Consider the following 26,251-nt stretch of genomic DNA (forward strand, 5'->3'; position numbering starts at 1 on the left):
TTGCAAAAGATGGCGTATTGGCAACCCTGCGGCAGACCGCACGAGGCTGCGTAAAAAAACGATTCATGCCGGGTAAGCCAGAGCCTGTGGATGTTCAGCTATGCTTGCCGGGCGAAGGGAAACGTGAAGTGGTTCAACACTCAATGGATATCAAGTTCGCCCACCGCTTGTCTTATAAACAAGCCAGATTGACTGTGCTGGTCGGTTTCGTCTTGGGAACCTTGCTCAGCCTGATCCAAATCGGCATTGATTATGCCAGCGAAGACGCATCCATCAACCGTGAAATTCGCTCACTGATCGAAATCAGCCATAACCCCGCGTCACGCATCGCCTACAACATCGACGCCGAACTGGCCCAGGAACTGACCCTGGGCTTGCTGCACTCCCCCGCCATCATTCACGCCCAGTTGATCGACAACAACGGCGTGGTGCTGGCCGATGTCGACCGGCCACGCAAGGAGGGCACCTACCGCCCCCTGAGCGACTTCATGTTCGGCGCCAACCGCCATTTTGAAGACCGCTTATTCCTCAGCCATATGCCCAACGAATCCCTCGGCGTGCTGCGCCTGGACGTCGATACCTATGCCTTTGGCAGCCGCTTTCTGCACCGTGCCGAAATCACCCTGCTCAATGGCTTTGTCCGCAGCCTGTTGCTCACCGGCATCCTGCTGGGCTTGTTCTACGTGATGTTGACCCAGCCGCTGGTGCGCATTATCCGTGAGCTGAGCAACCGCAGACAGGCCCGCCTGGACTGCCCGCCCGGCCACGAACATGACGAAATCGGCGTACTGGTGAACGTCGCCAACCAACAGTTCGAAAACATGGAGACGGAGATCCAGCAACGCCGTCACGCCGAAGATCGGCTGACTGAATACCTGGGGCAACTGGAAGATATCGTCTCCGCTCGCACCCTGGAGCTCAAGGCCAGCAACCAGCGCCTGAGCCAGTCCAACGATGAACTGGAAGCGGCGAAGATGCATGCACTCGGCATGGCCCAGGCGCGGGCCGCGTTCCTGGCCAACATGAGCCACGAAATCCGCACCCCGCTCAACGGCCTGCTGGGCATGATCGCGCTGTCGCTGGACAGCCCGCTCAACGCTGAGCAGCGCCAGCAACTGTCCATCGCCCATGATTCGGGCAAAGTGCTGGTGGAGCTGCTCAACGATATTCTCGACCTGTCCAAGTTCGACGCCGGTCAGCTGGAGCTGGAGCGCATACCGTTCGACCTGGGCTCACTGGTGGAAGACACCGCCAACCTGTTGTCGCAGAACGCGGCGCCGAGCGTTGAACTGACCTGCCTGATCGACCCGCAATTTCCCGCCCAAGTCCTGGGCGACCCGACCCGGGTGCGGCAAATCGTCAGTAACCTGCTGTCCAATGCCTTGAAATTCACGCGCTTCGGCCGGGTGGACGTGCGCCTCAGTGCGTTGGAGGGCCGGGTACGCATTGAGGTGTGCGACACCGGTATCGGCATTGCCCAGGAAGCCCAGGTGAAGATCTTCCAGCCGTTCACCCAGGCTGGCGCCGGTATCACCCGCCAGTTTGGTGGCACAGGCCTGGGGCTGGCCCTGACGCATAACCTGTGTGAAGCCATGAAGGGCCGTTTGAGCATCAGCTCGGAGGTGGGCTTTGGTAGCCAATTCTGCGCCGACCTGCCGCTGCCGATCCATTTGCCTGCGGTGCAACCGACACCGCTCACGGGCGAAGTGATCGCCATCACCAGCGCCGGCAGCGGCCTGACCGAACTGCTCACCACCCTGCTGCCCCATTGGGGGCTGACACCGCATTGCTACCCGCGTGATGAAGACTTGAGCGGGCACACCCCGGACCTGTTGATCACCGACTGCCCGGAATGCCTGTTCCGCCTGCGTCCTTCCATCAGCGCGCCGATCCTGCTGGTGACCGCCTATGGCAATTTCATGCCCAGTGAAGAAGTCGCGGCACTCGCGCCCTTGCAGCAACAAGCACGCCCGCTGAGCCGCAATGCGCTGTATCAGATCCTGCAACGAAACCTGCGCAGCGATGCGCAACTGATCCTCGACCCGATCCAGATGGAAGCCGCGCCCCTGGCCCATCGCGCGCGCATCCTGCTGGTGGAGGACAACCCGGTCAACCAACTGGTGGCCAAGGGCATGCTCAGCAAGCTGGGGTGCGAGGTGGTCGTCGCGGCTCACGGCGGGGAGGCGCTGAAGTTTCTGGAGGAGCAGCCCTTCGACATGGTGTTGATGGACTGCAATATGCCGGTGATGGATGGCTATGAGGCCAGCCGGCAGATTCGCCGCAGCGGGCGCTGGCCGGACCTGCCCATTGTCGCGTTAACGGCCAATGCCTTGTCAGAAGAACGCGAGCGGTGCAGGGCCGCAGGCATGAATGACTACCTGGCCAAACCGTTTCGTCGCGAAGAACTCAGCGGTTTGCTGGAGCTGTGGGTGCCGAAGACGACACGTCTCTGATCTGCCCGAGCAGCTTGTCCAGGCCATCGCGCAACGTGTCGGCCTGGTTCAGGTCGATGCCGCTGTCGCACAGCAGCCGGGTCTTGAGGCCCTGGGTCTGATCGCGCAAGTGCACACCGGCTTCGCTCAGGCTCAAGTGCACTTCCCGCTCATCCTTGCTACTGCGCTGGCGCCGGACCCATTTGAGCTGCTCAAGACGCTTGAGCAACGGCGTCAGCGTGCCCGAGTCGAGCATCAAGCGCTCACCCAAGGCCTTGACCGTGGGCTGCGCCGGCGCTGCTTCGTGCCATTCCCACAGCACCAGCATCACCAGGTATTGCGGGTAGGTCAGGCCCAACTCATCGAGCATTGGCTTGTAGGCGCGGGTCACCGCCCGGGAGGCGGCGTAGAGCTTGAAACACAGTTGATGGTCGAGGGCCAGGGAGACGGTCATTTGAGCAGGGCTTCGATCTCTTGGGTCAGGTCCTGCGGCTTGGTGGTCGGGGCAAAGCGCTTGACCACCTGGCCGTCATGGCCAATGAGGAACTTGGTGAAGTTCCACTTGATGCCTTTGGAACCCAGCAGGCCTGGCGCCTGCTTTTTCAGTTGCACGAATAAGGGATGGGCCTCGCTGCCATTCACGTCGATCTTCTTGAACAGCGGGAAGCTGACGCCGAAATTCAGCTCGCAGAATTCGGAAATCGCACCTTCGTTACCGGGCTCTTGCTTGCCGAACTGGTTGCAAGGGAAACCCAGTACCACCAACCCCTGGTCCTTGTACTGTTGCCAGAGCTGCTCCAGGCCCTTGTACTGCGGAGTGAAGCCACACTTGCTGGCGGTATTGACCACGAGGATGGCCTTGCCGGCGAAATCGGCCAAGGTCTTTTGCTCACCCTTGATGGTGGTGCAAGGGATGCTCAGCAGGTTGTCACTCATGGCAGTGCCTCGTTGGGGAAAAGAGGGGTAAACATAGTAGGCAATTAAATTGCATGCAATTTAATTGACCAAATTGATACCTCACTATCACCCCTCCCCCCTAGGCGCCCGGCTTGCCGGCGATGGCGTCCGTGAGATCGCCATCCCCGGCAAGCCGGGCGCCTACAGGATGCCGCGTCGGTCAATTCAACGCGGGACGAGGTCCAGGCACACCGAATTGATGCAATAACGCAGGCCGGTCGGCGGCGGGCCGTCCGGAAACACGTGCCCCAGGTGTGCATCGCATTTGGCGCAGGTGACTTCCGTGCGGATCATGCCGTGGCTGACGTCACGGATCTCGACCATCGCGCTGTCGGCGATCGGTGCGTAGAAGCTCGGCCAGCCGCAGCCGGAATCAAACTTGGTAGCCGAATCGAACAGTGGCTCATTGCAGCAGATGCAGTGATACACGCCGTCGGTCTTGGTGTCATTGTACTTGCCGCTGAAAGGACGCTCGGTGCCCTTGAGACGGCATACGTTGTACTGCTCTGGATCGAGCATCGCCTTCCACTCATCAACGGTTTTCTGCAACTTTTCCATCGGTACACCTCGGCAACTGAAAAAGCCTGATCTGTGTCTTTTCCATGGATCAGGCGGCACGTATGATTGCGCCTCTTCAAAACGCCAGTCTGGCACCCGCGCTACCGGCATTCAAACGTATTTATGGGTGCGGGCCCCGCAGGATTCGCAGTACGGTAGTGTCCACACCGTCTGGATCGTTCATTTTCAGGATCACATCGCCATGCAGGTCAGCAAATCGAACAAGCTCGCCAACGTCTGCTACGACATTCGCGGCCCAGTGCTCAAGCACGCCAAACGCCTGGAAGAGGAAGGCCATCGCATCCTCAAGCTGAACATTGGCAACCCGGCGCCGTTTGGTTTCGAAGCGCCGGACGAGATCCTCCAGGACGTGATCCGCAACCTGCCCACCGCCCAGGGCTACAGCGACTCCAAAGGCCTGTTCAGCGCGCGCAAGGCGGTGATGCAGTACTACCAGCAGAAGCAGGTCGAAGGTGTCGGTATCGAAGACATCTACCTGGGCAATGGCGTGTCCGAGCTGATCGTGATGTCCATGCAGGCCCTGCTCAACAACGGCGACGAAGTGCTGGTGCCGGCGCCGGATTACCCGTTGTGGACCGCCGCCGTGACCCTGGCAGGTGGCCACCCGGTGCACTACCTGTGTGACGAAGGCGCCGACTGGTTCCCCGACCTGGCCGACATCAAGGCCAAGATTACCCCGAACACCAAAGCCCTGGTGATCATCAACCCGAACAACCCGACGGGTGCGGTGTACTCCAAGGAAGTGTTGCTGGGCATGCTCGAACTGGCGCGCCAGCACAACCTGGTGGTGTTCTCCGACGAGATCTACGACAAGATCCTCTACGACGACGCCGTGCACGTGTGCACCGCTTCCCTGGCGCCGGACCTGCTGTGCCTGACCTTCAACGGCCTGTCCAAGTCCTACCGCGTGGCGGGGTTCCGTTCCGGCTGGATCGCCATTTCCGGTCCCAAGCACAACGCCCAGAGCTACATCGAAGGCATCGACATGCTGGCCAATATGCGCCTGTGCGCCAACGTGCCGAGCCAGCACGCGATCCAGACCGCCCTGGGCGGCTACCAGAGCATCAACGACCTGGTGTTGCCCCAAGGCCGCCTGCTGGAGCAACGCAACCGCACCTGGGAGCTGCTCAACGCAATCCCGGGCGTGAGCTGCGTCAAACCCATGGGTGCGTTGTACGCCTTCCCGCGAATCGACCCGAAAGTGTGCCCGATTCTCAACGACGAGAAGTTTGTGCTCGACCTGTTGCTGTCGGAAAAGCTGCTGGTGGTGCAAGGCACCGCATTCAACTGGCCGTGGCCGGATCACTTCCGCGTGGTGACGCTGCCGCGCGTGGATGACCTGGACATGGCCATTGGTCGCATCGGCAACTTCCTCAAGTCCTATCGCCAGTAATGCAAACGGCGCTGTACGACCGACAATCGGTCGTACAGCGAGTATCTGGCAACACTTCTCTGCCCCTTCTCCATTCCAGCACTTCGCTGGCGGCGAAACTGCCACCTACCCCCTATGATTACAGGGCGCAAAGGTAACGGCGAACCGGTCAAGACGCCTTTTGAACCTCGGAAAATCCCTTCACGGCCCTACATTCATGCTGTAGGACACAGTTTGAAATAGTCGCTCGGTTGAATCACCCCATGCCGCACCTTATATACCCCGCAGTACGCGACATATTAAGCATGAGGAGAATTCTACAACCATGATGCGCATCCTGCTGTTCTTGGCCACTAACCTTGCGGTCGTGCTGATTGCCAGCATCACCTTGAGCCTTTTCGGCTTCAACGGGTTCATGGCGGCCAACGGGGTTGACCTGAACCTCAATCAGCTGCTGGTTTTCTGTGCGGTCTTTGGTTTTGCCGGCTCGCTGTTCTCGCTTTTCATCTCCAAGTGGATGGCAAAGATGAGCACCAGCACCCAGGTGATCACCCAGCCACGTACCCGGCATGAGCAATGGTTGCTGCAGACCGTTGAGCAGTTGTCCCGCGAGGCGGGTATCAAGATGCCTGAGGTCGGGATCTTCCCGGCCTATGAAGCCAACGCGTTTGCCACCGGCTGGAACAAGAACGACGCACTCGTTGCCGTCAGCCAGGGCATGCTGGAACGCTTCTCGTACGATGAAGTGAAGGCGGTGCTGGCCCACGAGATCGGCCACGTGGCCAACGGTGACATGGTCACACTGGCGCTGGTCCAGGGCGTGGTGAACACCTTCGTGATGTTCTTCGCGCGGATCATCGGCAACTTTGTCGACAAGGTGATCTTCAAGAACGAAGGCGGTCGCGGCATTGCCTACTTCGTGGCGACCATCTTCGCTGAACTGGTGCTGGGCTTCCTGGCCAGCGCGATCACCATGTGGTTCTCGCGCAAACGCGAATTCCGTGCAGACGAAGCCGGTGCTCGCCTGGCCGGTACCGGGGCGATGATTGCAGCGCTGCAACACCTGCGCTCCGAACAGGGCCTGCCGGTGCATATGCCAGACAGCCTGACAGCCTTCGGCATCAACGGCGGTATCAAACAGGGCATGGCTCGCCTGTTCATGAGCCACCCGCCACTGGAAGAGCGCATCGACGCACTGCGCCGTCGGGGCTAAGTACAAGGTGACGCAACGAGGGGCGATCTGATCGCCCCTTTTTTGTGGGCGCGAATATCGTCATCGCGGGCAAGCCCGGCTCCCACAGCCGTACGTGGGCACATGCAGAAGCCTGGCGTGCTCGCGATGGCCATCCTTAACCACGATGCGAAGCGAGCCGCTCTTGAACTTGATGTTGCTTTTGATCTTAGGCGCCCCGTCAAACACGCTGGCCGGAATTCGACAGGGATTTTGAGGTAAACCGGCAGGGATGCCGGCTTAGCCCCCGTAAGGGCGGAACCCATGCAGCCGTTACCTGAATAACGGATATGTACCCAGCCAGATCCAACATCCAGGTCGGCTGTCAGGCCGCCTTCGCAGGCAAGCCAGCTCCCACAGTTGGATCGTGGGGTGACAGTTAGATTGTGGTCGGCTGTCAGGCCGTCTTCGCAGGCAAGCCAGCTCCCACAGTTGGATCGCGGGGTGACAGTTAGATTTTGGTCGGCTGTCAGGCCGCCATCGCTGGCAAGCCAGCTCCTACAGTTGGATCGCGGGGTGATCGTTAGATTGTGGTCGGCAGTTAGGCCGCCTTCTCAGGCAAGCCATACACATTTGGATCCCAGGGTAATAGTTAGGTAGCGCCCTCACCCCAGGTCCGACGCCCTACCCGGAGTCGTATAAATACCCATGCCGCAATCGCACTGCCCTGATCAACGCATAGTCAGCTGATAAACCCGCTCATCAAGCCGCGTAACACCGTCCTGCACAAACTTCCAACTCTCACCCAGGATGTCTTGCTCCTCAAGCACCCCCAACGTCCATTCCGCCCCAAACAACACCTTCACTTCATCATCCGTCACCGCAAACGGCGGCCCGGCTTTTTGGGTCTGGTCGTAATCAAGAGTGACCAGCAGCCCCTGGCAGCCGGGACGCAGCAGATGGTTCAGGTGCTCCGCATACCGCGCACGCATCAACGGCGGCAAGGCTATCAGTGCGGCTCGGTCATACAGCCCGGTGCAATCAGCCAGTGCCTCGGCGTCCAGGGCAAAGAAATCGCCGCACCATACCTCGATCAGATCAGCCTGATACACCGTGAACGCCCCCCGCCGTGTAATGCGTGGCACAAGGCTCTGCTCACTGAAAAACGCCTCCACGGCCTGTTCCGACAGCTCCACGCCCATGACTCGCAGCCCATGGCTGGCCAGCCACATCAAATCCAGGCTCTTGCCACACAGGGGCACCAGCACCTGAGCGTCTCGGGCGAGCGCCAACGGTGGCCAGTGCCGTTGCAGGTAGGGATTGACCTCGGGCAAATGAAAACCGATCTGGTTGCGCGCCCAGCGCTCCTGCCAAAACTTAGGTTCCATGGATCCTCCCGAAAACTCGATCAAAAGGCACTAAAACTTATATTAGATTTAGATCAATGATCTGATTAAAGATGGGCCCATGTTAACGCTCAGGACCCCCCTTATGTTCCCCAGCCTGTTTATCTCCCACGGTTCGCCCATGCTCGCCCTGCAACCCGGCGCCAGCGGCCCCGCGTTGCAGCGCCTGGCAGCCGAGCTGCCACGGCCCAAGGCGATCGTGGTGGTGTCGGCACACTGGGAGAGCCAAGAACTCTTGGTCAGCGGTAGCGCAGCGCCCGAAACCTGGCACGACTTCGGCGGTTTCCCGCGCGAATTGTTCGCCGTGCAATACCCGGCGCCGGGTGACCCGCAGTTGGCCAGCGAGATCGTCCAATTGCTGCACGCCGATGGCCTCAATGCCCGCATTGATGACCGGCGCCCCTTCGACCACGGTACCTGGGTGCCACTGTCGCTGATGTACCCGGCGGCGGATATTCCGGTGGTGCAGGTGTCCCTGCCCAGCCGCATGGGCCCTGCCCTGCAGACCCGCGTCGGGCATGCCCTGGCCAGCCTGCGCGAGCAAGGTGTGTTGCTGATCGGCTCGGGCAGCATCACTCATAACCTCGGTGAACTTGATTGGCGCGCCGGGCCGGAGACCATCACGCCATGGGCGCTGGCGTTCCGCGACTGGGTCGTCGACAAGCTGGCGGCCAACGATGAAACCGCCTTGCACGACTATCGCCGCCAGGCGCCGAATGCCGTGCGCAACCATCCCAGTGATGAACACCTGCTGCCGCTGTATTTTGCGCGGGGTGCCGGTGGCGATTTCAGCGTGGCGCACCAGGGCTTCACCTTGGGTGCGCTGGGCATGGACATCTACCGCTTCGGCTGACGCCCCCCCTTGCAGGAGCCGGCTTGCCGGCGAGTGCGGCGCTCCAGCCCACACACTTGGCGCTGACAGCCGGGCCCTACAGTTGCTGCATAGCCGTGTAAAAATATCAGCCAAAAAAAATCCCCGACCGAGTCGGGGATTTTTTAGGTGCGATCAATCAGCCCAAGGGCGGATCAATCTTCGCGGTAGCGACGCAGCTTCAGCTGCTTACCGGCAACGCGAGTGTCTTTGAGCTTGGCCAGCAGTTTTTCCAGACCGTCTTCCGGCAGCTCCACCAGGGAGAAGCTGTCACGGACCTGGATACGACCGATGGCTTCACGTGCCAGGCCACCCTCGTTGAGGATAGCGCCCAGCAGGTTCTTGGCAGCGATACCATCACGCGCGCCCAGCGCGGTACGGCAACGAGCACGGCCTTCAGCCAATGGCACCGGAGCGCGACGCTCACGATCACCACGGTCTGGACGGTCGCCGGAACGCTCTGGACGATCACCGCGTGGCGCGCTGTTCGGAACCAGTGGACGTTCTTTCTCGATGGCTGCCAGGGTCAGGGCTTGACCGTTGGTAGCTTTGCGCAGCAAGGCTGCGGCCAGGGCACGCGGGGTGCAACCGATATCGGCGGTCAGGCGGTCCAGCAGTTCGCCGTGGGTCGATTCAGCGTCAGCCACCAATGGCGCCAGGCTGTTGGTCAGTTTCTTGATGCGGGCATCGAGGACTGCCTGGGCATCCGGCAGGCGCACTTCAGCGACTTTCTGGCCGGTAACACGCTCGATCACTTGCAGCATGCGGCGCTCACGTGGAGTGACCAGCAGCAGAGCGCGACCTTCGCGACCGGCACGGCCAGTACGGCCGATACGGTGAACGTAGGACTCTGGGTCGTACGGCATGTCAACGTTGAACACGTGGGTGATACGTGGAACGTCAAGACCACGGGCAGCAACGTCGGTCGCCACAACGATGTCCAGGCGGCCATCCTTGAGGGAGTCGATGACGCGCTCACGCTGGTTCTGGGCGATGTCGCCGTTCAGCGCGGCGGCCTTGTAGCCTTTGGCTTCCAGGGCGCTTGCCAGGTCCAGGGTCGCTTGCTTGGTGCGCACGAACATGATCAGGGCGTCGAAGTCTTCGACTTCCAGCAGGCTCAATACAGCCGAGGTCTTCTGGTCAGCGTGAACCAACAGGTGAGCCTGTTCGATCGCGGTAACGGTCTGGGTCTTGGTCTGGATCTTCACGTGTTGCGGATCGCGCAGGTGGCGTTCGGCAATGGCACGGATCGACTGTGGCAAGGTGGCCGAGAACAATACGGTCTGACGGGTGGGCGGCAGTGCCTTGAAGATGACTTCCAGGTCATCCATGAAGCCCAGCTTCAACATTTCGTCAGCTTCGTCCAGAACCAGGTGGTTCACGGTCGACAGGACTTTCTCGTCACGACGCAGGTGGTCGCACAGACGGCCCGGGGTGGCGACAACGATCTGTGCGCCGTTACGGATTGCTTTGAGTTGCGGGCCCATAGGCGCGCCGCCGTAAACGGCCACAACAGTTACGCCTGGCATTTGCTTGGCGTAGGTTTCAAAAGCGGTTGCTACTTGCAGCGCCAACTCACGGGTTGGCGCCAGGATCAGGGCTTGCGGTTCGCGCTTGGCAGGATCGATGCAGTGCAGGATAGGCAGGGCGAACGCGGCGGTTTTGCCGGTACCGGTTTGCGCCTGGCCAATCATGTCCTGGCCGGCCATGATGATCGGGATCGATTGCTGCTGAATCGCCGAAGGCTCTTCATAGCCGGTCGCTGCGACGGCTGCAAGAATATTCGGGTTAAGATTAAAAGCGGCGAAGCCGCCGGTTTCCTGGGTCATGGGTCTGCCTCTAAGTGCATCCGCAAAGACCCATGCTCCAAAGCTGCGCATGCCGTGTTGAGACTCAAGAGTCGCCCTGGCTGCTTTGTCGGCGGGGATTTGCGAAAACGAATGAATGAAAAAGATTCGTCAAGGGAGAGTCCGCTGTGCGGACGTGCAGCCGAAGCTGACTTCGGGGAATTGCGCTACCTAAACGCGGCCCGGTTAAAGGCCGGCGCGCACTATACCGGAAATAGCTGAAAAAGGGAGCTTTTTTTATCGCCAGGCGCCGATAAACCGCGCTGCGTCACAGCCTTTGCAGATAACTGCGCCAGGGTCTATTTTTCAAAGGCCCGGCCCTGTTGGTCGCAAAGCTTAAACGGTTCACCTGACCTTTCCGACCCTTTGGTCCGAAACCCTTCCCCGCGCCCGAGGGCACACCCCATGAATCAAGCCAGCAGCAGCCGCGTCAGCCGTGAACTCCAGGGCCATGTCCTGATGCTGGGCCTGGACCGGGTGGCCAAGCGCAACGCTTTCGACCTGGACCTGCTCAATGAACTGAGCCTGGCCTATGGCGAATTTGATCGAAATGACGACGCACGGGTGGCCGTGGTGTTTGCCCATGGCGATCACTTCACGGCCGGGCTGGACCTGGCCAATGTCAGTAGTGTGATGGCAGGCGGCTGGCAACCGCCGCTGGGGGGCTGCGACCCTTGGGGCGTGTTCGCCGGCCCGCGGGTAAGCAAACCGGTGATCGTCGCGGCCCAGGGCTACTGCCTCACCATCGGCATCGAGCTGATGCTGGCCGCAGATATCAATCTTTGCGCCAGCAACACGCGCTTTGCGCAGATGGAAGTCCAGCGCGGGATCTTTCCGTTCGGCGGCGCGACGTTGCGCTTTCACCAGATCGCCGGCTGGGGCAACGCGATGCGCTGGCTGCTCACTGGCGATGAGTTCGATGCCCATGACGCCTTGCGCCTGGGCCTGGTGCAAGAAGTGATGGCCAGCGAAGACCTGCTGCCCCGCGCCGTCGAACTGGCCAACCGCATTGCCCGCCAGGCACCGCTGGGTGTGCAGGCGACGTTGATGTCGGCACGCCTGGCGCGCATGGAGGGTGAAACCGTGGCGGCGGCCGCGTTGCCGCCGATGGTGGATAAGCTGCTTAACAGTGAAGATGCCAAGGAAGGTGTGCGGGCGATGATCGAGAAGCGGCCTGGGGTGTTCAAGGGCATTTGAATTGGCAGTAGCGGCCGCTTCGCGGGCAAGCCGGCTCCCACAGTTTGAAGTGCATGCCCCTGTGGGAGCGGGCTCGCCCGCGAAGGCGTCCGAACAAGCAACTAGGTTGCGGGCCGAATCGCCTTGATCAACGGCTGCAACGAGTACCCCAACCTCGGCGCTAACGCTTCGGCACGGGCCGAGAGCGCATCCATTTCCAGTTCCTGGTCCAGTTCGGACGGCACCAGCAGAATCACATTGCCCTCCTTCACCGGCAACTCCCAGTAATGCCGGTGGTACAACCCACGCAACAACGCCGCCCCCAGGGGCTTGCCATCGTCGGTGGCCCACTGGTTGATCACCAGCCAGCCGCCGGGGTTGAGCTTTTTCTGGCAGTTTTCCAGGAAGGTCCACGCCAGATGGCCGACGCCTGGGCCGACGTCGGTGTAGAGGTCGACGAAAATCAGGTCGGCCGGCTCGGCGCTGTCGAGCAATTGCAGGGCGTCACCGATGCGGATGTACAGCCGCGGATCGTCGTCGAGCCCCAGGTATTCGATGGCCAGGCGCGGCACATCGGGGCGCAGTTCGATGGCTTCCACATCTTCCAGCGGCAGGAACTTCAGGCACGCCTGGGTCAGCGTGCCGGCGCCCAGGCCGAGGAACAGCGCGCTCTCCGGTTGCGCATGGCACAACGCACCAATCAGCATCGCACGGGTGTAGTCGTACTCCAGCCAACTAGGGTCAGCGGTGAACACGCAGCTTTGCTCGATGGCGTCGCCAAACTCGAGAAAACGGTAATCGGCCACTTCGAGCACACGGATCATGCCGAAATCATCATGGACTTCGGCGAGCAGGCGCTCGACACGCTCCTCGGTCATCACTACTCCTAAGGGGTTTACCGCACGGCAAAGGCGCGATTGTCGGCCAACCGGCGGCAACAGGTCACGCACTAATTGCTGATAACATTGGCGCCCGACCGTCAATCAGCCAATCGAGTTCATGATGAGCCAACCCTGGAGCCCCGACAGCTGGCGCGCCCTGCCGATCCAGCAACAACCCCAGTACCCGGACGCTGCGCACTTGTTGCAAGTGGAGCAGAACCTGGCCAGCTACCCGCCACTGGTGTTTGCCGGTGAAGCCCGCGAGTTGCGCCGCCAGTTTGCCGAGGTGACCCAGGGGCGCGCGTTCCTGCTGCAAGGCGGCGATTGCGCCGAGAGCTTCGCCGAGTTCTCCGCCGCGAAGATCCGCGACACCTTCAAGGTGCTGCTGCAGATGGCGATCGTGATGACCTTCGCTGCCGGCTGCCCGGTGGTCAAAGTCGGGCGCATGGCCGGCCAATTTGCCAAGCCGCGGTCGGCCAACGATGAAACCATCGACGGCGTCACCCTGCCCGCCTACCGTGGCGATATCGTCAATGGCATCGGTTTCGACGAAAAAAGCCGCGTGCCGGACCCCGACCGCCTGCTGCAGTCCTACCACCAGTCCACCGCCACCCTGAACCTGTTGCGTGCCTTCGCACAGGGCGGGTTTGCCGACCTGCATCAGGTGCACAAGTGGAACCTGGACTTCATCGCCAACTCCGCCCTGGCCGAAAAGTACAGCCAACTGGCCGACCGCATCGACGAAACCCTGGCTTTCATGCGCGCCTGCGGCATGGACAGCTCGCCGCAACTGCGCGAAACCAGCTTCTTCACCGCCCACGAAGCGCTGCTGCTCAACTACGAACAAGCCTTCGTGCGCCGTGACAGCCTGACCAACGACTACTACGACTGCTCGGCGCACATGCTGTGGATCGGCGACCGTACCCGTCAGTTGGACGGTGCCCACGTCGAGTTCCTGCGCGGGGTGAACAACCCGATCGGGGTCAAGGTCGGCCCGAGCATGAACCCGGATGACCTGATCCGCCTGATCGACATCCTCAACCCGGACAACGACCCGGGCCGCCTCAATCTGATCGCGCGCATGGGCGCCGGCAAGGTCGGCGACCACCTGCCCAACCTGATCCGCGCGGTGCAGCGCGAGGGCAAGCAGGTGCTGTGGAGCTCCGACCCGATGCACGGCAACACCATCAAGGCCAGCAGCGGCTACAAGACCCGCGACTTTGCGCAGATCCTGGGCGAGGTAAAGGAGTTCTTCCAGGTGCACCAGGCCGAGGGCAGCTATGCCGGCGGGATTCACATCGAGATGACCGGGCAGAACGTCACCGAATGCATCGGCGGCGCGCGGCCGATCACCGAGGATGGCTTGTCGGACCGCTACCACACCCACTGCGACCCACGGATGAATGCCGATCAGTCGCTGGAATTGGCGTTCCTGATTGCCGAGACGTTGAAACAAGTCAAACGCTAAGACGTTAAGTCGCCTGTTCTGACGCCATCGCGGGCAAGCCCGGCTCCCACTGGTGCCCGCGTCCCCCTGTGGGAGCCGGGCTTGCCCGCGATGGCGTCCTAGAGAGCACTGCCCCGAGTGATCATCGCCACCCGCAACCGGTCGCCACTCGGCCGCTGGCAATTGAGCTGTACCTGTTCCAGCCCCAGCCAGTCGGCCATTTGCAACAGGTTCTGCGCCAGCGCCTGCATCCCGTGCTCATCCAGCCCCGGCTCTTCTTCGTGCACCGCATGCACCGCCAGGCGTCCATTGGCGCGTTCGGCACGCAGGTCGATGCGCGCCGCGATACGTTCGTTGTGCAGAAACGGCAGCACGTAGTAGCCGTAAACCCTTTTGTCTTGTGGCGTATAGATCTCCAGGCGGTAACGGAAATCGAACAGGCGCTCGGTACGCGCACGCTCCCAGACCAGCGAATCAAACGGCGACAGCAATGCGCTGGCCGGCACGTTGCGTGGCACTTTCGGCTCGGGCAGGCAATACGCCGGTTGTTTCCAGCCTTGCACCTGGCAGACCTGCAACTGCCCGTCCTCCACCAGTTCGGCCAGGCGCTGGCGGCTGTCGGCCGGATCGAGGCGGAAGTAGTCGCGCAGGTCCTTCTCGGTCGCCACGCCTAAGGCCCTCGCGCTGTGCAGCAGCAGACCGCGCTGGGCCTCGGCCTCTGTGACAGTGGCATGCAGGATATCGCCGGGAATGACCCGCTCCGGCAAATCATAGAGCCGCTCAAACCCACGCCGCCCCGCAACCGTGACGAGGCCGGCGGCAAACAGCCATTCCAGCGCGTGTTTCTCGTCGCTCCAGTCCCACCACGGGCCGGCGCGTTCCTCGCGGGTCGACAAGCTGCCGGCACCCAGCGCACCTTGTTGCTCAACCGTCTGCAGTACGCGCTGGATCGTCGCCTGTTGCTCACGCCCAAAGCGCGCCATCTGCGAATAAATGCCCTGGCCCTGCTTGGCCCGCTCCATGCGCCAGCGCATCAGCGGGTACAGCGCCATTGGCAACAGCGACGCCTCATGCCCCCAATATTCGAACAGCGAACGCCGTCGCCCCTGGCTCCAGGCGGCTTGTTCAAGTATCAGCGGGGAGTAGTGGCCCAGGCGGGAAAACAGCGGCAGGTAATGGGAGCGCACCACGGCATTGACCGAATCGATCTGCAACACGCCCAGGCGTTCGATCATGCGATTAAGGTGCGCAGCCTTGATCAGGGCAGGCGCCTGGCGCCCGGAAAAACCCTGGGCCGCCAGTGCCATGCGTCGAGCTTGTTTGAGTGAAAACGACAGGTCGGCGGGCATGGGGTTCTCCGTGGATGCTCGCCGACTACCCTACTGCATCCTGGGTCATTTTCGCAGCGGGTCTTGCCAGAAATGCAGGTGGCGCTCCTGCTCCACATCGCCACGGTTGAGACCGATGTCCTTGAGCGCATCATCACTCAAGGTCGCCAGCATCTGGCGCTCCTCATGCAGCGCCTGCCAACGGGCAATCTTGTGAAACAGCCCGGCAAACGGACGTTTCGCCATCAACACAAAACCTCTTTGACCTTTCATCTTCTCGCCCTCCAGTGGGGATGACGCAAGTGTGTGCCTGGGCTTAAGATCAATCCAACGAATGTTTCTTATGCAATACATCTCGGAGATTGATCAATTGTCCGGCTACCCGAGTATCGACACTGAAGTGCTGCGCACCTTCGTCGCCATCGCCGACCAGGGCGGTTTCACCCGAGCTGGCGAGCTGGTCAACCGCACCCAGTCGGCGGTGAGCATGCAGATGAAACGCCTGGAAGAAGACGTGTTGCAGCGCAAGCTGTTCGAGCGTGATGGTCGCCAGGTACGGCTGACGCCCGAAGGCCAGGTGCTGCTGGGGTACGCGCGGCGCATCCTGAAACTGCACAGCGAAGTGTTCAACACCCTGCGTGAACCGCACATGGTCGGGTTGGTGCGCATCGGCACGCCGGACGACTACGTGATGCGTTTCCTGCCGGGGATTCTCAAACGGTTTTCCAAGGCGTATCCGCTGATCCAGATCGAGATGCACTGCGAGGCGTCGAACGTATTGATGCAGCGCCGCGACCTGGCGCTGACCGTGATCAGCCGTGAGCCCGGCAACGAGATCGGCGAATTGCTGCGCACCGAGCGCATGGTCTGGGTGGCGGCGCCGTGCTTCTGTGTGGACGAGCACGATGCATTACCGTTGGCGATTTCCGGCGTCGACAGCTTTTGCACCCAGTGGACCCGCGCAGCCCTGGACGCTGCCGGGCGCGACTACCGGCTGGCTTACCACAGCTCCAATGTGGCGGCGATCCAGGCCGTGGTGAGTTCCGGCCTGGCGGTGATGGTCAGCATGGAAAGCCTGGTTACCGAAGACTTGCGCGTCCTCGGCAGCGAAGAAGGCTTCCCCCCGCTGCCGTCGATGAATCTGCGCTTGCTGCGCAACCCGGCGATGACCTCGCCCATCACCGAATGCCTGGCAGAATACATCCTCGAAGGCTTCAGACTTTAAAGGTCAGCATCACCGCGCACACCACCAGGAAGCCGCAGAACAGGCCACGCAGCACGCGCTCCGGCAGCGCGTGGGCGACCTTCACGCCCCAGCTGATACTGAGCAAACCGCCGACGGCCAGCGGCACGCCGATCATCCAGTCCACCTCCTGGTGCCAGGCGTAGGTCACCAATGTCACGCCCGTGCTGGGCAATGCCAAGGCCAGGGACAAGCCTTGGGCAACCACTTGGGTGGTGCCGAACAGGCTGGTCAGCACTGGCGTTGCGACCACCGCGCCGCCGACGCCAAACAGCCCCCCCATGGAGCCGGAGGCGGCACCGAGTACCCCGAGCCACGGCCAGGAATAACGCATCTGGGCGGTCGGCGGCGCGTTGCGGGTGAACATGCGCAGCAGGTTGTAGGCTGAAAGCGTCAGCAAAAAAGCGATAAAGCCGATGCGCATCGCCCCCGCGTCCAGGCCCACCGCCCAGATCGACCCGAGCCAGGCAAAGGTGAACCCCATGACGCCCAACGGCAGCGCATGCCGCAGTTCAATGCGGTTGCGTTGGTGATAGCGCCACAGCGCCAGCATCACATTCGGCACCACCATCACCAGCGCCGTGCCTTGGGCCAGTTGCTGGTCCAAGCCGAACAACACTCCCAGCACCGGGATTGCAATCAGCCCGCCGCCAATGCCAAACAGGCCGCCCACCGTGCCAAGGGCCGCGCCCAACACCAGGTACATCGCTAAATCCAACACCGCTTGTTTCTCCGCAATCCCAGGCCTTGCATGCTACGCAGTCGGCTCTGGCGCGGAAACGCACAGCAACGCACAATGGCTGTGCCAATCTTGCATAAGCAGCGTTTGATGAACCCCAATACCCTGACTGATCAACTGGGCCTGTTTCTCGATGTCTTGGAAACCGGCAGCTTTTCTGCCGCCGCCCGCCGCCATCCGCTGACGCCCTCTGCGGTGGCTCGGCGCATCGACAGCCTGGAAAATTCAGTGGGCAGCCGCCTGTTCCAGCGCAGTACCCACGCGGTGGTGCCGACCCCGGCAGGTTTGGCGTTTGCCGAACGGGCGCGACGGATTGTCAGCGAGTTGCAATTGGCGCGGGCCGAGGCGGTATCCCTCAGCCACGCACCGGAGGGCCTGATTCGGGTGGACGCGCCCGCGGCCTTTGGTCGACGGCACCTGGCGCCGGTGATAGCGGACTTCCTCAACGTGTACCCCGGCCTGGATGTGCACCTGCATTTGATCGACAGCTTTGTGGACATGCAGGGCGCGCACCTGGGCAAGGTGGACCTGGTGCTGCGCGCCGGGCATATCGTCGACACGCGGTTGATCGCCACGCCCTTGGCGAGCATCGTGCGCATCGCCTGCGCCAGCCCGGCGTATCTGAAAAGCCGAGGCACGCCCACCCATCCTCTGGAGCTGAGCGAGCACGACGGGCTGGACTGGGACGGCCTGGCGCCGATGTTCGCCTGGCGCTTCGAGCTGGATGGTCGCCGTGCTACCTATCGGCCGCGACGCATCCGCATGAGCGCCAACAATGCCGAAGCCTTGCTGTCGGGTGCCCTGGCGGGGTTGGGCATCGCGCACTTGCCCACGTGGCTTGCCAGTGAGTACCTGGTGCGCGGTGAACTGCTGCCGCTGTTTTGCGAAAACGGCCTGCCCAGCCCGGAGACCACCGGGATCTATGCGCTGCGCCTGGAACAGCAGCCCAATGCGCGCAGCCGCTTGTTGCTGGAATACCTGAAAACCCGGTTCAGCCCCGTGCCGCCGTGGGACCTGGCCCTGCAAAGTGGCTTGGCCTGACCGCTCGGACAGAATTATCTGGCGCATTAAAGATTTGCCCGCTAGATTCCAGCCCAGACACGCTTTTTCGAGGTACCGCCATGAGCAAGAACCCTGATCCCTGCGAATCGCTGATGCTGGACAACCAGCTGTGCTTCGCCCTGCACTCCACCTCGCTGCTGATGACCAAGGTCTACAAGCCGCTGTTGCAAGCACTCGGCCTGACCTATCCGCAGTACCTGGCCATGATGGTGCTGTGGGAAGAGGATGGTTTGACCGTCGGCGAAATCAGCAGCCGCTTGCTGACCGATCCGGGCTCGCTCACCCCCCTGCTCAAGCGCCTGGAAGCCGAAGGCCTGCTCAGCCGTACCCGTAGCCGCGAGGATGAACGGGTGGTGGTCGTTGAATTGACGGCCGCCGGCCGTGCCCTGCAAGACAAGGCCATGGGTATCCCGCAGTGCATCCTCGGCGCCAGCGGCCTGGAGCTGGAGCAATTGCGCAAGTTGCAAGGCGACCTGATTGCCTTGCGCGCCAACCTGCAAGCCAGCGTTTGACACGTTAAACCAGACACCGCCTATCTAAACTGTGGGAGCTGGCATGCCTGCGATCGCGATAGATCAGTCATCCATGCGCTGATTGATACACCGCAATCGCAGGCAAGCCAGCTCCCACTTTCGTTACGCGGTGTTTTCGGAATTCATTTTCTTCATAAAAATTTTAAAATTTATCTTGCGCGCTAAAAATTAGCGCTATACATTCATCTCACCAACTACTTAGCGCGCAAATATTTAGCGCTAAAAACCCAAGAGGAAAACACCATGCAAACGCTCTATACCGCAGTAGCTACCGCCACCGGCGGCCGTGATGGTCGTGCTGTTTCCAGCGACAACATCCTCGACGTCAAACTGTCCACCCCTAAAGAATTGGGCGGTGCCGGAGGCCAGGCCACCAACCCTGAACAACTGTTCGCTGCCGGCTACTCGGCCTGCTTTATCGGCGCCCTGAAATTCGTCGCCAGCCAGACCAAACGCAAAATCCCGGATGACGCCTCGATCACTGCCCACGTCGGCATCGGCCAGATCCCCGGTGGTTTCGGCCTGGATATCGACCTGCACATCAGCCTGCCGGGCCTGGCCCAGGACGACGCGCAAAGCCTGGTCGACGCCGCTCACCAAGTCTGCCCGTACTCCAACGCCACCCGTGGCAACGTCGATGTACGCCTGCACGTGACCGTCTAAATGACCTTGGCCGCCCCTGGAGAACGAAATGAACACAATTGGTAAAGCGCTCACCGGCACCCTGCTCGCCCTGTCCATCAGCAACGCCTTCGCGGCGACCGGTGAAGTCGAGCACAACACCCAGGCGTTCCTGGATGTGTTGAACGCAGGCACCGGCAAACCGATGGAACAGCTGACGCCCAAGGATGCCCGTGCCGTACTGACCGGCGCCCAGGCCGGTGTGAAGCTGACGCTGCCCAAGGCGGACGTGAGCCAGAAGACCATCCAGGTCGATGGCAAGCCGCTCGACCTGACCATCGTGCGTCCGGCCGGAGTCAAGGGCACCTTGCCTGTGTTCATGTTCTTCCACGGCGGCGGCTGGGTGCTCGGGGACTACCCGACCCATGAACGCCTGGTGCGGGATCTGGTCGTGGGTTCGGGGGCGGTGGCGGTGTTCGTCAACTACACACCTTCGCCGGAAGCGCACTACCCGGTGGCCATCAACCAGGCCTACGGCGCAACCAAATGGGTGGCCGAGCACGGTAAAGAGATCAACGTCGATGGCAAGCGCCTGGCGGTAGCCGGCAACAGTGTCGGCGGCAACATGGCGGCGGTGGTCAGCCTGATGGCCAAGGACAAGGGCACGCCGGCGATCAAGTTCCAGCTGCTGTTGTGGCCGGTGACCGATGCCAACTTCGACACCGGGTCCTACAACCAGTACGCCGAAGGGCACTTCCTCACCAAGAACATGATGAAGTGGTTCTGGGACAACTACACCACCGACGCCAACCAGCGCGCCGAGATCTACGCCTCGCCGCTGCGGGCAACGACGGACCAGCTCAAGGGCTTGCCGCCCGCGCTGATCCAGACTGCTGGTGCCGACGTGCTGCGTGATGAAGGCGAGGCCTATGCCCGCCAGCTGGATGCTGCCGGTGTGCCGGTGACCGCCGTGCGCTACAACGGCATGATCCACGACTACGGTTTGCTCAACGTGATCAGCCAGGTGCCAGCCGTGCGCTCAGCCTTGCTCCAGGCCTCGGATGAGCTGAAGCAACACCTGAAGTAAAACGTAACGCCCACAAAAAAGCCCGACTCAAGGTCGGGCTTTTTTTCGTATCGGCAGGGCCAGAATTACTTCTTGGCGCGACCTTTGTACGAACCACCTTCGCGGGTATCGATCTCGATCAGGTCGTCGATTTCGATGAAATCGGCCACTTGCAGTTCGGTACCGTTGCTCAGCTTGGCAGGCTTCATCACCTTGCCCGACGTGTCGCCACGAGCGGAACCTTCGGTGTAGGCCACTTTACGCACGATGGTGGTCGGCAGCTCTACGGAAACCAGGCGCTCTTCGAAGAAAATAGCTTCGCAGACGTCTTCCATGCCTTCTTCGATGAACGGCAGAACGGCTTCGATATCTTCAGCGTTCAGCTCGTACATGGTGTAGTCGGTGGTGTCCATGAACGTGTAGGTGTCGCCGCTGATGAAGGACAGGGTCGCTTCTTTGCGGTCGAGGATCACGTCGTCCAGTTTGTCATCGGCGCTGTAGACGATCTCGGTCTTGTAACCGGTCAGCAGGTTCTTCAGCTTGGTCTTCATGATTGCGCTGTTACGACCAGACTTGGTGAACTCAGCTTTCTGAACCAGCCAAGGGTCGTTTTCGAGACGGATCACTGTACCGGGTTTCAGTTCTTTACCAGTTTTCATTGCATATATCCGAAATTTGGATGGGATTTACAAAATTCAAGGTGGCGTATCATATCCAACTTTCATAAAACTTCACCAGCGCCGTCGCAAGATCGGCCTGCAAGCCCTGTTCCAGACACCATGTTTCGGCGCGCTGGCTCACCTCTGGCCAGTGCTCCAGCAGCATTTTCCACGCTTGAGCCATATCGGCCTCGGTGTTCCACGCTTGCCAGAGCCCGATCAAGGCCGCCCTGGCCGCCGGCGACAAGTCGACGGTGTACAGCTCAAGGAAGGCATCAAGCTTGTCGAGATGGATGTCTTCGTCCTGCCGATAGATGTGCCACAGCAGCGGCCGGCCGGCCCACTGGGCGCGCACGAAGGAGTCTTCGCCGCGCACGGCATTGAAGTCGCAGCACCACAACAGGCGGTCATATTGCTCTTGGCGCACGAATGCGATGACCTGCACGGTCAGCGATCCGCGCTCGTGGATATCCCCCGCCGCCAACCGATCCACGCCGAGCCAGCGCTGCACATCGCCAAGGATGCGCCCCTCGGGCACCAGCAGATGAGTGGCACGTCCGTCCGTCGATAACACCTCGAGCCAACTGGCCAGCCCGGCATTTTCATAGGCAAACAGTGAGATCAGCCGCGCACCCATTGTAGGAGACACGCCCAAGGCATGCAGGAAGCTTTGCTGCGCACTGGCATCCTGCTGAAACGCCCGACGCTGCTCCAGCAACCCCGCTTCGCGCAGCAGGCCACCGGTGCCGGCTCGGAACCCTGGAAAGAAGAAGTACTTCTGCACGCCCTTGAACTTCACCGACGGCAACCTGTGACAACCCACCACCCACTCTTCGGCACTGAGGTAATCCAGGTTCATCCACAATGGCGTGCGTTCACGTGCAGCCATGGCTTCCATGTAGTCCGGCGGCAACTGGCAGGCGAACGCGGCAATCACCACATCCGCCGCAGACGCCTGTACCCACTCTGACGGCCAATGCCGCACTTCGACGCCTTCCTGCCATTGCAGGTCTTGCTGCACATCAATGTCCGGGCACATGCGTTCGAAGGCGCGCAGGTCGTCGACCCACAAGCGCACATCACAGGCATGCTCCGCCACCAATTGCCGGGCCAGGCGCCAGGTCACGCCGATGTCGCCGTAGTTGTCGACGACGCTGCAAAAAATATCCCAGCGGGCTTTCATTCCGGGCTCCAACGCTCAAAGGCTCGATTGTCCGCATAAATGCACGGATGCAGAAGGCTTGATCGCGATTATTCTGCGCAGCGGCTGTGCGACAATCGCCGCCACGCCGTCAATGCCTGCCAGGAGGCCATCATGTCTGATCGTCCGTTGTCGCTGTTTAAGCTCAGTGCCGCTATCGCGTTTGGCGTGTGGCTGGGGTTTATCGCTATTGTGCTGACCACCTGGCTGGCGTCGCGCTATCTGTTCCCGCAGAGCCTGGCGCCGGTGGCCCAGGCGGTGCAGCAATTGGGCAAGCCTGAGGTTGTGGCGCCTGAACCGCCTAATCGCCTGTTCGAGCAATACCAGCAGAACCTGCAAAAGCAGGAGCAGCAACAAAGCCTGGACCAGGCTCGCAACAATGCGCGCAACCTGTCCAACCCCAAATGCCAGTTCTGGCTGCAACAGGACCAGAACGCCCCCAACGAAAAGACCCGGGCCAATGTCCTGCAATTCTGCGATTGATGACCAATGAATAAACACGCCGTCCACCTGTTGATCCTGGAAAAGCTCAGCGTCGATCTCGACATCGCCCAACGTGCCGCGCAGACCGCCTACGAAACCGCGACCCACGAAGAAAACATCGCCGAGAACAAGTACGACACCCTAGGGCTGGAAGCGTCCTACCTGGCGGCCGGGCAAGCCAAGCGTGTCGAGGAGATCAAGCAGTCGCTCGCGCTGTGCCAGAACCTGACACTGCGGCCCTACGACGATCAGCGGGGCATAGAGATCGGCGCGCTACTGGGCCTGGAGGATGAGAACGGTCGCCAGCAATGGCTGTTCCTGGCGCCGGATGCGGCGGGCTTGAAAGTGGACGTGGTCGGGCAACCGGTGACCGTCATCACCCCGCGCTCGCCGCTGGGCAAGAGCCTGCTGGGCAAGTTCGAAGGCGATGAGGTGGAGATTCTGGTGGCAGGCGCCCGGCAACACTTCACGGTTACCGACGCCAAATAACCTGTAGGAGCGAGCTTGCTGGCGAAGAACGCAAGCACGCCGGGTGAATCCTGGCCCCCTGCGTTATCGTTGACGATTTTCGCGAGCAAGCGCGCTCCTACAGTGGATCGCCTTCATTCACTTAATGGACGGGCAGCTCAACGCCATCAAACAACTCTTCCAGTTCCTGCTTGTTGTGGCACTGGATCGCTTTGGCCATGACTTCGCGGGTCAGGTGCGGCGCAAACTTCTCGATGAAATCGCACATAAAGCCACGCAGGAACGTGCCACGACGGAAACCGATCTTGGTCACGCTGGACTCGAAGAGTTCGCTGGCATCGAGCACCACCAAGTCTTTGTCGAGGGCAGTGTCGACCGCCATCTTGGCGACGATACCCACGCCCAGGCCCAGGCGCACGTAAGTCTTGATCACGTCGGCATCGGCAGCGGTGAACACCACTTTTGGCGTCAGGCCGCGATGGCTGAAGGCTTCGTCAAGTTTGGAACGGCCGGTGAAACCGAACACGTAAGTCACGATCGGGTATTCAGCCAGGGCTTCCAGGGTCAGCTTCGGCAGCTTGGCCAATGGGTGACCTTGCGGCACAACCACGCAACGGTTCCAGCGGTAGCACGGCATCATGACCAGGTCACCGAACAGCTCCAGGGCCTCGGTGGCGATGGCGAAATCGACGGTGCCGTCAGCGGCCATCTCGGCGATCTGCATCGGCGAACCCTGGTGCATGTGAAGGGCAACGTCGGGGTATTGCTTGATGAAGTCGCGGATCACCGGCGGCAACGCATAACGCGCCTGGGTGTGGGTGGTAGCGATGGACAGGGTGCCCTTCTTCTCGTTGGAGAATTCCTGGGCGATCTGCTTGATGCTTTCGACTTTGCGCAGGATCTCGCCAGCGGTGGTGATGATGCGCTCACCGGCCGGAGTGACGCGGGTGAGGTGCTTGCCACTGCGCGCGAACACTTCTACGCCCAGCTCGTCTTCGAGCAGGCGGATCTGCTTGCTGATACCGGGTTGCGAGGTGTAGAGGCTTTGAGCGGTAGCGGAAACGTTGAGGTCGTGGTGCGCCACTTCCCAGATGTAGCGCAGTTGTTGAAGCTTCATATGTGTCCCTCAAAGCAGATAGACGCCACGGGTATCAGCGACGGTATATAACTATATTAAAGGTTCGATGGATAAATCTAGAACTTTTTATCGTTTTTACCCATCACACGTCATCACTGCGTCGACGTTGCAACGAAGGCACCAGGTAAACCGGCACCGTAGACAACTGCAGCACCCGTGCAGCCGTGCGCCCCAACGGGGTGGCCGCCGCAGTTGCATGGCTATGACTTCCTACGATCAACAGGTCGACGGAAAGTTTGCGCAGTTGGTCGAGTATCACCTCACACGGGTCCCCCTGGATCACCCGTACCGAGCGAATCAACTTCAGGTCTTGCTCCCCGTCCCCCAACTCCTCGCGAAAACTGTCCAGCACCCGCTGTTCGATCGTCGCCATTACCGTGGTTACCCCCTGGCTTTGCCATTCACTCAGGGCCTTCTCATCAAGGTAGCTCTGTAACACCGATTCGGCGAACAGCCCGATGGGCTCGACCACGTGAATCACATACAGGTCCGCCTTGAACGTCCGCGCCAGCGCCAGCGCATGCTGCATCACATAAGGCGCATACAGACCGAGGTCCGTGGCGTACAGCATCGAACGAATCATAAGACCTCCTGGACGGCCAGGATGGCGGAGATGAAATCAGCTTAGCAGCGCCCAGGCGTCTTGGATTGACTTAGATCTTCACCTCGTTACTGATGCCATGGGGCACGTGCCCGGTGGCGACAAACTCCATGGCTTTCTCGCAATGCCCGGCCTGGTCATCGAAAAACACATCGGCGGCAAACGCCTCCAGGAACGCGGATTTCTCCAGGCCGCCCAGGAACAACGACTCGTCCAGGCGGATATCCCATTCACGCAACGTGCGAATTACCCGCTCGTGTGACGGCGCCGAACGGGCAGTGACCAAGGCGGTGCGGATCGGGCAGGCCTCATCGGGAAACTCGCGCTGCAACAAGTTGAGTGCCGCTAGAAACCCCTTGAAAGGACCTCCGTGCAACGGCTGGCGCGCCGCCTCCCGCTCATTGGCCTGGAACGCTGCCAGGCCACCGGCCTGGTACACACGCTCCGACTCATCGGAAAACAACACCGCGTCGCCGTCGAAGGCAATGCGCAGTTCTTCACTGGAGGCGCGGTTCGGGCCGCCCGACAGAATCGTCGCCGCCGCAAACCCTGCATCGAGGGCACTGCGCACATCCTCGGCGTGGGTCGACAGAAACAGATGGCAGCCAAAGGCCGCCAAATAAGGATAAGGACTACGCCCGCCTACGAAAGCGGCGCGGGAAATATCCAGGCCGTAATGCTGGATTGAATTGAACACGCGCAGGCCGGTGTCGGCACTGTTGCGCGACACCAGCACCACTTCGACCCGGGCGCGGCCGAGGCTGGCATTGAGGCTGAGCAGCTTCTTGACCAGCGGGAAGGCGTCACCGGGCTCGAGGATTTCCTCCTCGTGTTCGATCTGGTACTGGCGGTAGGTCTCGACCCCTTCGGCCAGGTAGACCTTATGGCTTTCACTCAAGTCGAAGAGTGCCCGCGACGAGATCGCCAGCACCAGTTTGTCGCCCAAGCCTTTTGCCATGGTGCCTCCCCT

Annotated in this window: 27 protein-coding genes; 13 read left to right on the forward strand and 14 right to left on the reverse strand. The window is 61.1% G+C overall.

What is annotated here, in order from left to right; all coding sequences use genetic code 11:
* Nucleotides 1-143: 143 nt before the first annotated feature.
* Nucleotides 144-2,453, forward strand: a complete 2,310-nt coding sequence (locus tag CWC48_RS01740; RefSeq protein WP_099492404.1) for a response regulator — start codon at nt 144-146, stop codon at nt 2,451-2,453.
* Here the strand turns inward: CWC48_RS01740 and CWC48_RS01745 are convergent.
* The 3 genes from CWC48_RS01745 to msrB form a co-directional block, all read right to left on the reverse strand.
* On the reverse strand, nt 2,407-2,886 hold the full coding sequence (locus tag CWC48_RS01745; protein WP_078047569.1) for a MarR family winged helix-turn-helix transcriptional regulator: 480 nt from the start codon (nt 2,884-2,886) through the stop codon (nt 2,407-2,409). The two genes, CWC48_RS01740 and CWC48_RS01745, sit on opposite strands and share 47 nt — an antisense overlap.
* On the reverse strand, nt 2,883-3,368 hold the full coding sequence (locus CWC48_RS01750; RefSeq protein WP_078047568.1) for a glutathione peroxidase: 486 nt from the start codon (nt 3,366-3,368) through the stop codon (nt 2,883-2,885). The genes CWC48_RS01745 and CWC48_RS01750 overlap by 4 nt, the downstream gene beginning before the upstream one ends.
* 186 nt (nt 3,369-3,554) lie before the next feature.
* On the reverse strand, nt 3,555-3,947 hold the full coding sequence (msrB, locus tag CWC48_RS01755; RefSeq protein WP_078047567.1) for a peptide-methionine (R)-S-oxide reductase MsrB: 393 nt from the start codon (nt 3,945-3,947) through the stop codon (nt 3,555-3,557).
* Nucleotides 3,948-4,149: 202 nt separating this feature from the next.
* On the opposite strand from msrB, the gene CWC48_RS01760 reads away from it, so the two are divergent.
* Nucleotides 4,150-5,361 (forward strand): pyridoxal phosphate-dependent aminotransferase, encoded by a 1,212-nt coding sequence (locus tag CWC48_RS01760; protein ID WP_016978462.1) that lies wholly within the window; start codon nt 4,150-4,152, stop codon nt 5,359-5,361.
* Between the two features lie 304 nt (nt 5,362-5,665).
* The gene (htpX, locus tag CWC48_RS01765) at nt 5,666-6,553 is read left to right on the forward strand and encodes a protease HtpX (protein WP_100491210.1); all 888 of its coding nucleotides are present in this window, start codon (nt 5,666-5,668) and stop codon (nt 6,551-6,553) included.
* Between the two features lie 689 nt (nt 6,554-7,242).
* Here htpX and CWC48_RS01770 read toward each other — a convergent pair.
* Entirely contained in the window at nt 7,243-7,899 is a 657-nt protein-coding gene (locus tag CWC48_RS01770) for a thiopurine S-methyltransferase (protein WP_100491211.1), read from the reverse strand.
* Nucleotides 7,900-8,002: 103 nt separating this feature from the next.
* On the opposite strand from CWC48_RS01770, the gene CWC48_RS01775 reads away from it, so the two are divergent.
* Nucleotides 8,003-8,770 (forward strand): class III extradiol ring-cleavage dioxygenase, encoded by a 768-nt coding sequence (locus CWC48_RS01775; protein WP_078047564.1) that lies wholly within the window; start codon nt 8,003-8,005, stop codon nt 8,768-8,770.
* Nucleotides 8,771-8,943: 173 nt separating this feature from the next.
* Here CWC48_RS01775 and CWC48_RS01780 read toward each other — a convergent pair whose 3' ends face one another.
* Nucleotides 8,944-10,617, reverse strand: a complete 1,674-nt coding sequence (locus CWC48_RS01780; RefSeq protein ID WP_078047563.1) for a DEAD/DEAH box helicase — start codon at nt 10,615-10,617, stop codon at nt 8,944-8,946.
* A gap of 423 nt (nt 10,618-11,040) precedes the next feature.
* Here CWC48_RS01780 and CWC48_RS01785 point away from each other — a divergent pair, with 423 nt between their 5' ends.
* A complete protein-coding gene (locus tag CWC48_RS01785; RefSeq protein WP_099492399.1) occupies nt 11,041-11,832 on the forward strand; it encodes a crotonase/enoyl-CoA hydratase family protein in 792 nt (263 codons plus the stop codon).
* A 101-nt stretch (nt 11,833-11,933) separates the two neighbouring features.
* Here the strand turns inward: CWC48_RS01785 and CWC48_RS01790 are convergent, their stop codons facing one another.
* Nucleotides 11,934-12,689 carry a spermidine synthase gene (locus CWC48_RS01790; protein ID WP_078047561.1) on the reverse strand — a complete coding sequence of 252 codons (756 nt, stop codon included), beginning with the start codon at nt 12,687-12,689 and terminating at the stop codon, nt 11,934-11,936.
* Nucleotides 12,690-12,813: 124 nt separating this feature from the next.
* Between CWC48_RS01790 and CWC48_RS01795 the strand changes: the two genes are divergently transcribed.
* Complete coding sequence (locus CWC48_RS01795; protein ID WP_078047560.1) at nt 12,814-14,160, forward strand: class II 3-deoxy-7-phosphoheptulonate synthase; 1,347 nt, start codon at nt 12,814-12,816, stop codon at nt 14,158-14,160.
* A gap of 98 nt (nt 14,161-14,258) precedes the next feature.
* Here CWC48_RS01795 and CWC48_RS01800 read toward each other — a convergent pair whose 3' ends face one another.
* Both CWC48_RS01800 and CWC48_RS01805 read right to left on the reverse strand, forming a co-directional pair.
* Nucleotides 14,259-15,488 carry a winged helix-turn-helix domain-containing protein gene (locus CWC48_RS01800; RefSeq protein WP_100491212.1) on the reverse strand — a complete coding sequence of 410 codons (1,230 nt, stop codon included), beginning with the start codon at nt 15,486-15,488 and terminating at the stop codon, nt 14,259-14,261.
* A gap of 45 nt (nt 15,489-15,533) precedes the next feature.
* Nucleotides 15,534-15,740 carry a DUF1127 domain-containing protein gene (locus CWC48_RS01805; protein ID WP_177409465.1) on the reverse strand — a complete coding sequence of 69 codons (207 nt, stop codon included), beginning with the start codon at nt 15,738-15,740 and terminating at the stop codon, nt 15,534-15,536.
* A 70-nt stretch (nt 15,741-15,810) separates the two neighbouring features.
* Between CWC48_RS01805 and CWC48_RS01810 the strand changes: the two genes are divergently transcribed.
* Nucleotides 15,811-16,692, forward strand: a complete 882-nt coding sequence (locus CWC48_RS01810) for a LysR family transcriptional regulator (protein WP_078047558.1) — start codon at nt 15,811-15,813, stop codon at nt 16,690-16,692.
* Here the strand turns inward: CWC48_RS01810 and CWC48_RS01815 are convergent.
* A complete protein-coding gene (locus CWC48_RS01815) occupies nt 16,682-17,431 on the reverse strand; it encodes a sulfite exporter TauE/SafE family protein (RefSeq protein WP_078047557.1) in 750 nt (249 codons plus the stop codon). The genes CWC48_RS01810 and CWC48_RS01815 overlap by 11 nt on opposite strands.
* Before the next feature lie 108 nt (nt 17,432-17,539).
* On the opposite strand from CWC48_RS01815, the gene CWC48_RS01820 reads away from it, so the two are divergent.
* From CWC48_RS01820 to CWC48_RS01835, 4 genes are all read left to right on the forward strand, one after another.
* Entirely contained in the window at nt 17,540-18,490 is a 951-nt protein-coding gene (locus CWC48_RS01820) for a LysR family transcriptional regulator (protein WP_078050885.1), read from the forward strand.
* An 80-nt stretch (nt 18,491-18,570) separates the two neighbouring features.
* Nucleotides 18,571-19,023, forward strand: coding sequence for a MarR family winged helix-turn-helix transcriptional regulator (locus tag CWC48_RS01825; RefSeq protein WP_078047556.1), 453 nt, complete (start codon nt 18,571-18,573; stop codon nt 19,021-19,023).
* Nucleotides 19,024-19,287: 264 nt separating this feature from the next.
* Nucleotides 19,288-19,707, forward strand: a complete 420-nt coding sequence (locus CWC48_RS01830; protein ID WP_010176159.1) for an organic hydroperoxide resistance protein — start codon at nt 19,288-19,290, stop codon at nt 19,705-19,707.
* Nucleotides 19,708-19,735: 28 nt separating this feature from the next.
* Nucleotides 19,736-20,752, forward strand: a complete 1,017-nt coding sequence (locus tag CWC48_RS01835; protein ID WP_078047555.1) for an alpha/beta hydrolase — start codon at nt 19,736-19,738, stop codon at nt 20,750-20,752.
* A gap of 65 nt (nt 20,753-20,817) precedes the next feature.
* On the opposite strand, the gene CWC48_RS01840 is transcribed toward CWC48_RS01835, so the two are convergent.
* On the reverse strand, nt 20,818-21,390 hold the full coding sequence (locus CWC48_RS01840) for an elongation factor P (RefSeq protein WP_003172723.1): 573 nt from the start codon (nt 21,388-21,390) through the stop codon (nt 20,818-20,820).
* Between the two features lie 49 nt (nt 21,391-21,439).
* Nucleotides 21,440-22,573 carry an elongation factor P maturation arginine rhamnosyltransferase EarP gene (gene earP, locus CWC48_RS01845; RefSeq protein ID WP_100491214.1) on the reverse strand — a complete coding sequence of 378 codons (1,134 nt, stop codon included), beginning with the start codon at nt 22,571-22,573 and terminating at the stop codon, nt 21,440-21,442.
* Between the two features lie 132 nt (nt 22,574-22,705).
* On the opposite strand from earP, the gene CWC48_RS01850 reads away from it, so the two are divergent.
* Nucleotides 22,706-23,074, forward strand: coding sequence for a hypothetical protein (locus tag CWC48_RS01850; protein ID WP_100491215.1), 369 nt, complete (start codon nt 22,706-22,708; stop codon nt 23,072-23,074).
* Between the two features lie 6 nt (nt 23,075-23,080).
* Nucleotides 23,081-23,563 carry a GreA/GreB family elongation factor gene (locus CWC48_RS01855; RefSeq protein ID WP_078047552.1) on the forward strand — a complete coding sequence of 161 codons (483 nt, stop codon included), beginning with the start codon at nt 23,081-23,083 and terminating at the stop codon, nt 23,561-23,563.
* A gap of 121 nt (nt 23,564-23,684) precedes the next feature.
* Here CWC48_RS01855 and cysB read toward each other — a convergent pair whose 3' ends face one another.
* From cysB to CWC48_RS01875, 3 genes are all read right to left on the reverse strand, one after another.
* Nucleotides 23,685-24,659: an HTH-type transcriptional regulator CysB gene (gene cysB, locus CWC48_RS01865; protein ID WP_012722988.1), complete on the reverse strand. Its 975-nt coding sequence runs from the start codon at nt 24,657-24,659 to the stop codon at nt 23,685-23,687.
* 103 nt (nt 24,660-24,762) lie between these two features.
* Nucleotides 24,763-25,263: a universal stress protein gene (locus CWC48_RS01870; RefSeq protein WP_078047551.1), complete on the reverse strand. Its 501-nt coding sequence runs from the start codon at nt 25,261-25,263 to the stop codon at nt 24,763-24,765.
* Between the two features lie 70 nt (nt 25,264-25,333).
* Nucleotides 25,334-26,239 (reverse strand): 5'-nucleotidase, encoded by a 906-nt coding sequence (locus CWC48_RS01875; RefSeq protein ID WP_099492394.1) that lies wholly within the window; start codon nt 26,237-26,239, stop codon nt 25,334-25,336.
* Nucleotides 26,240-26,251 lie beyond the last annotated feature (12 nt).

It is taken from the genome of Pseudomonas sp. S10E 269, from assembly GCF_002798465.1.
GTDB classification, from domain to species: Bacteria; Pseudomonadota; Gammaproteobacteria; order Pseudomonadales; family Pseudomonadaceae; genus Aquipseudomonas; species Aquipseudomonas pergaminensis.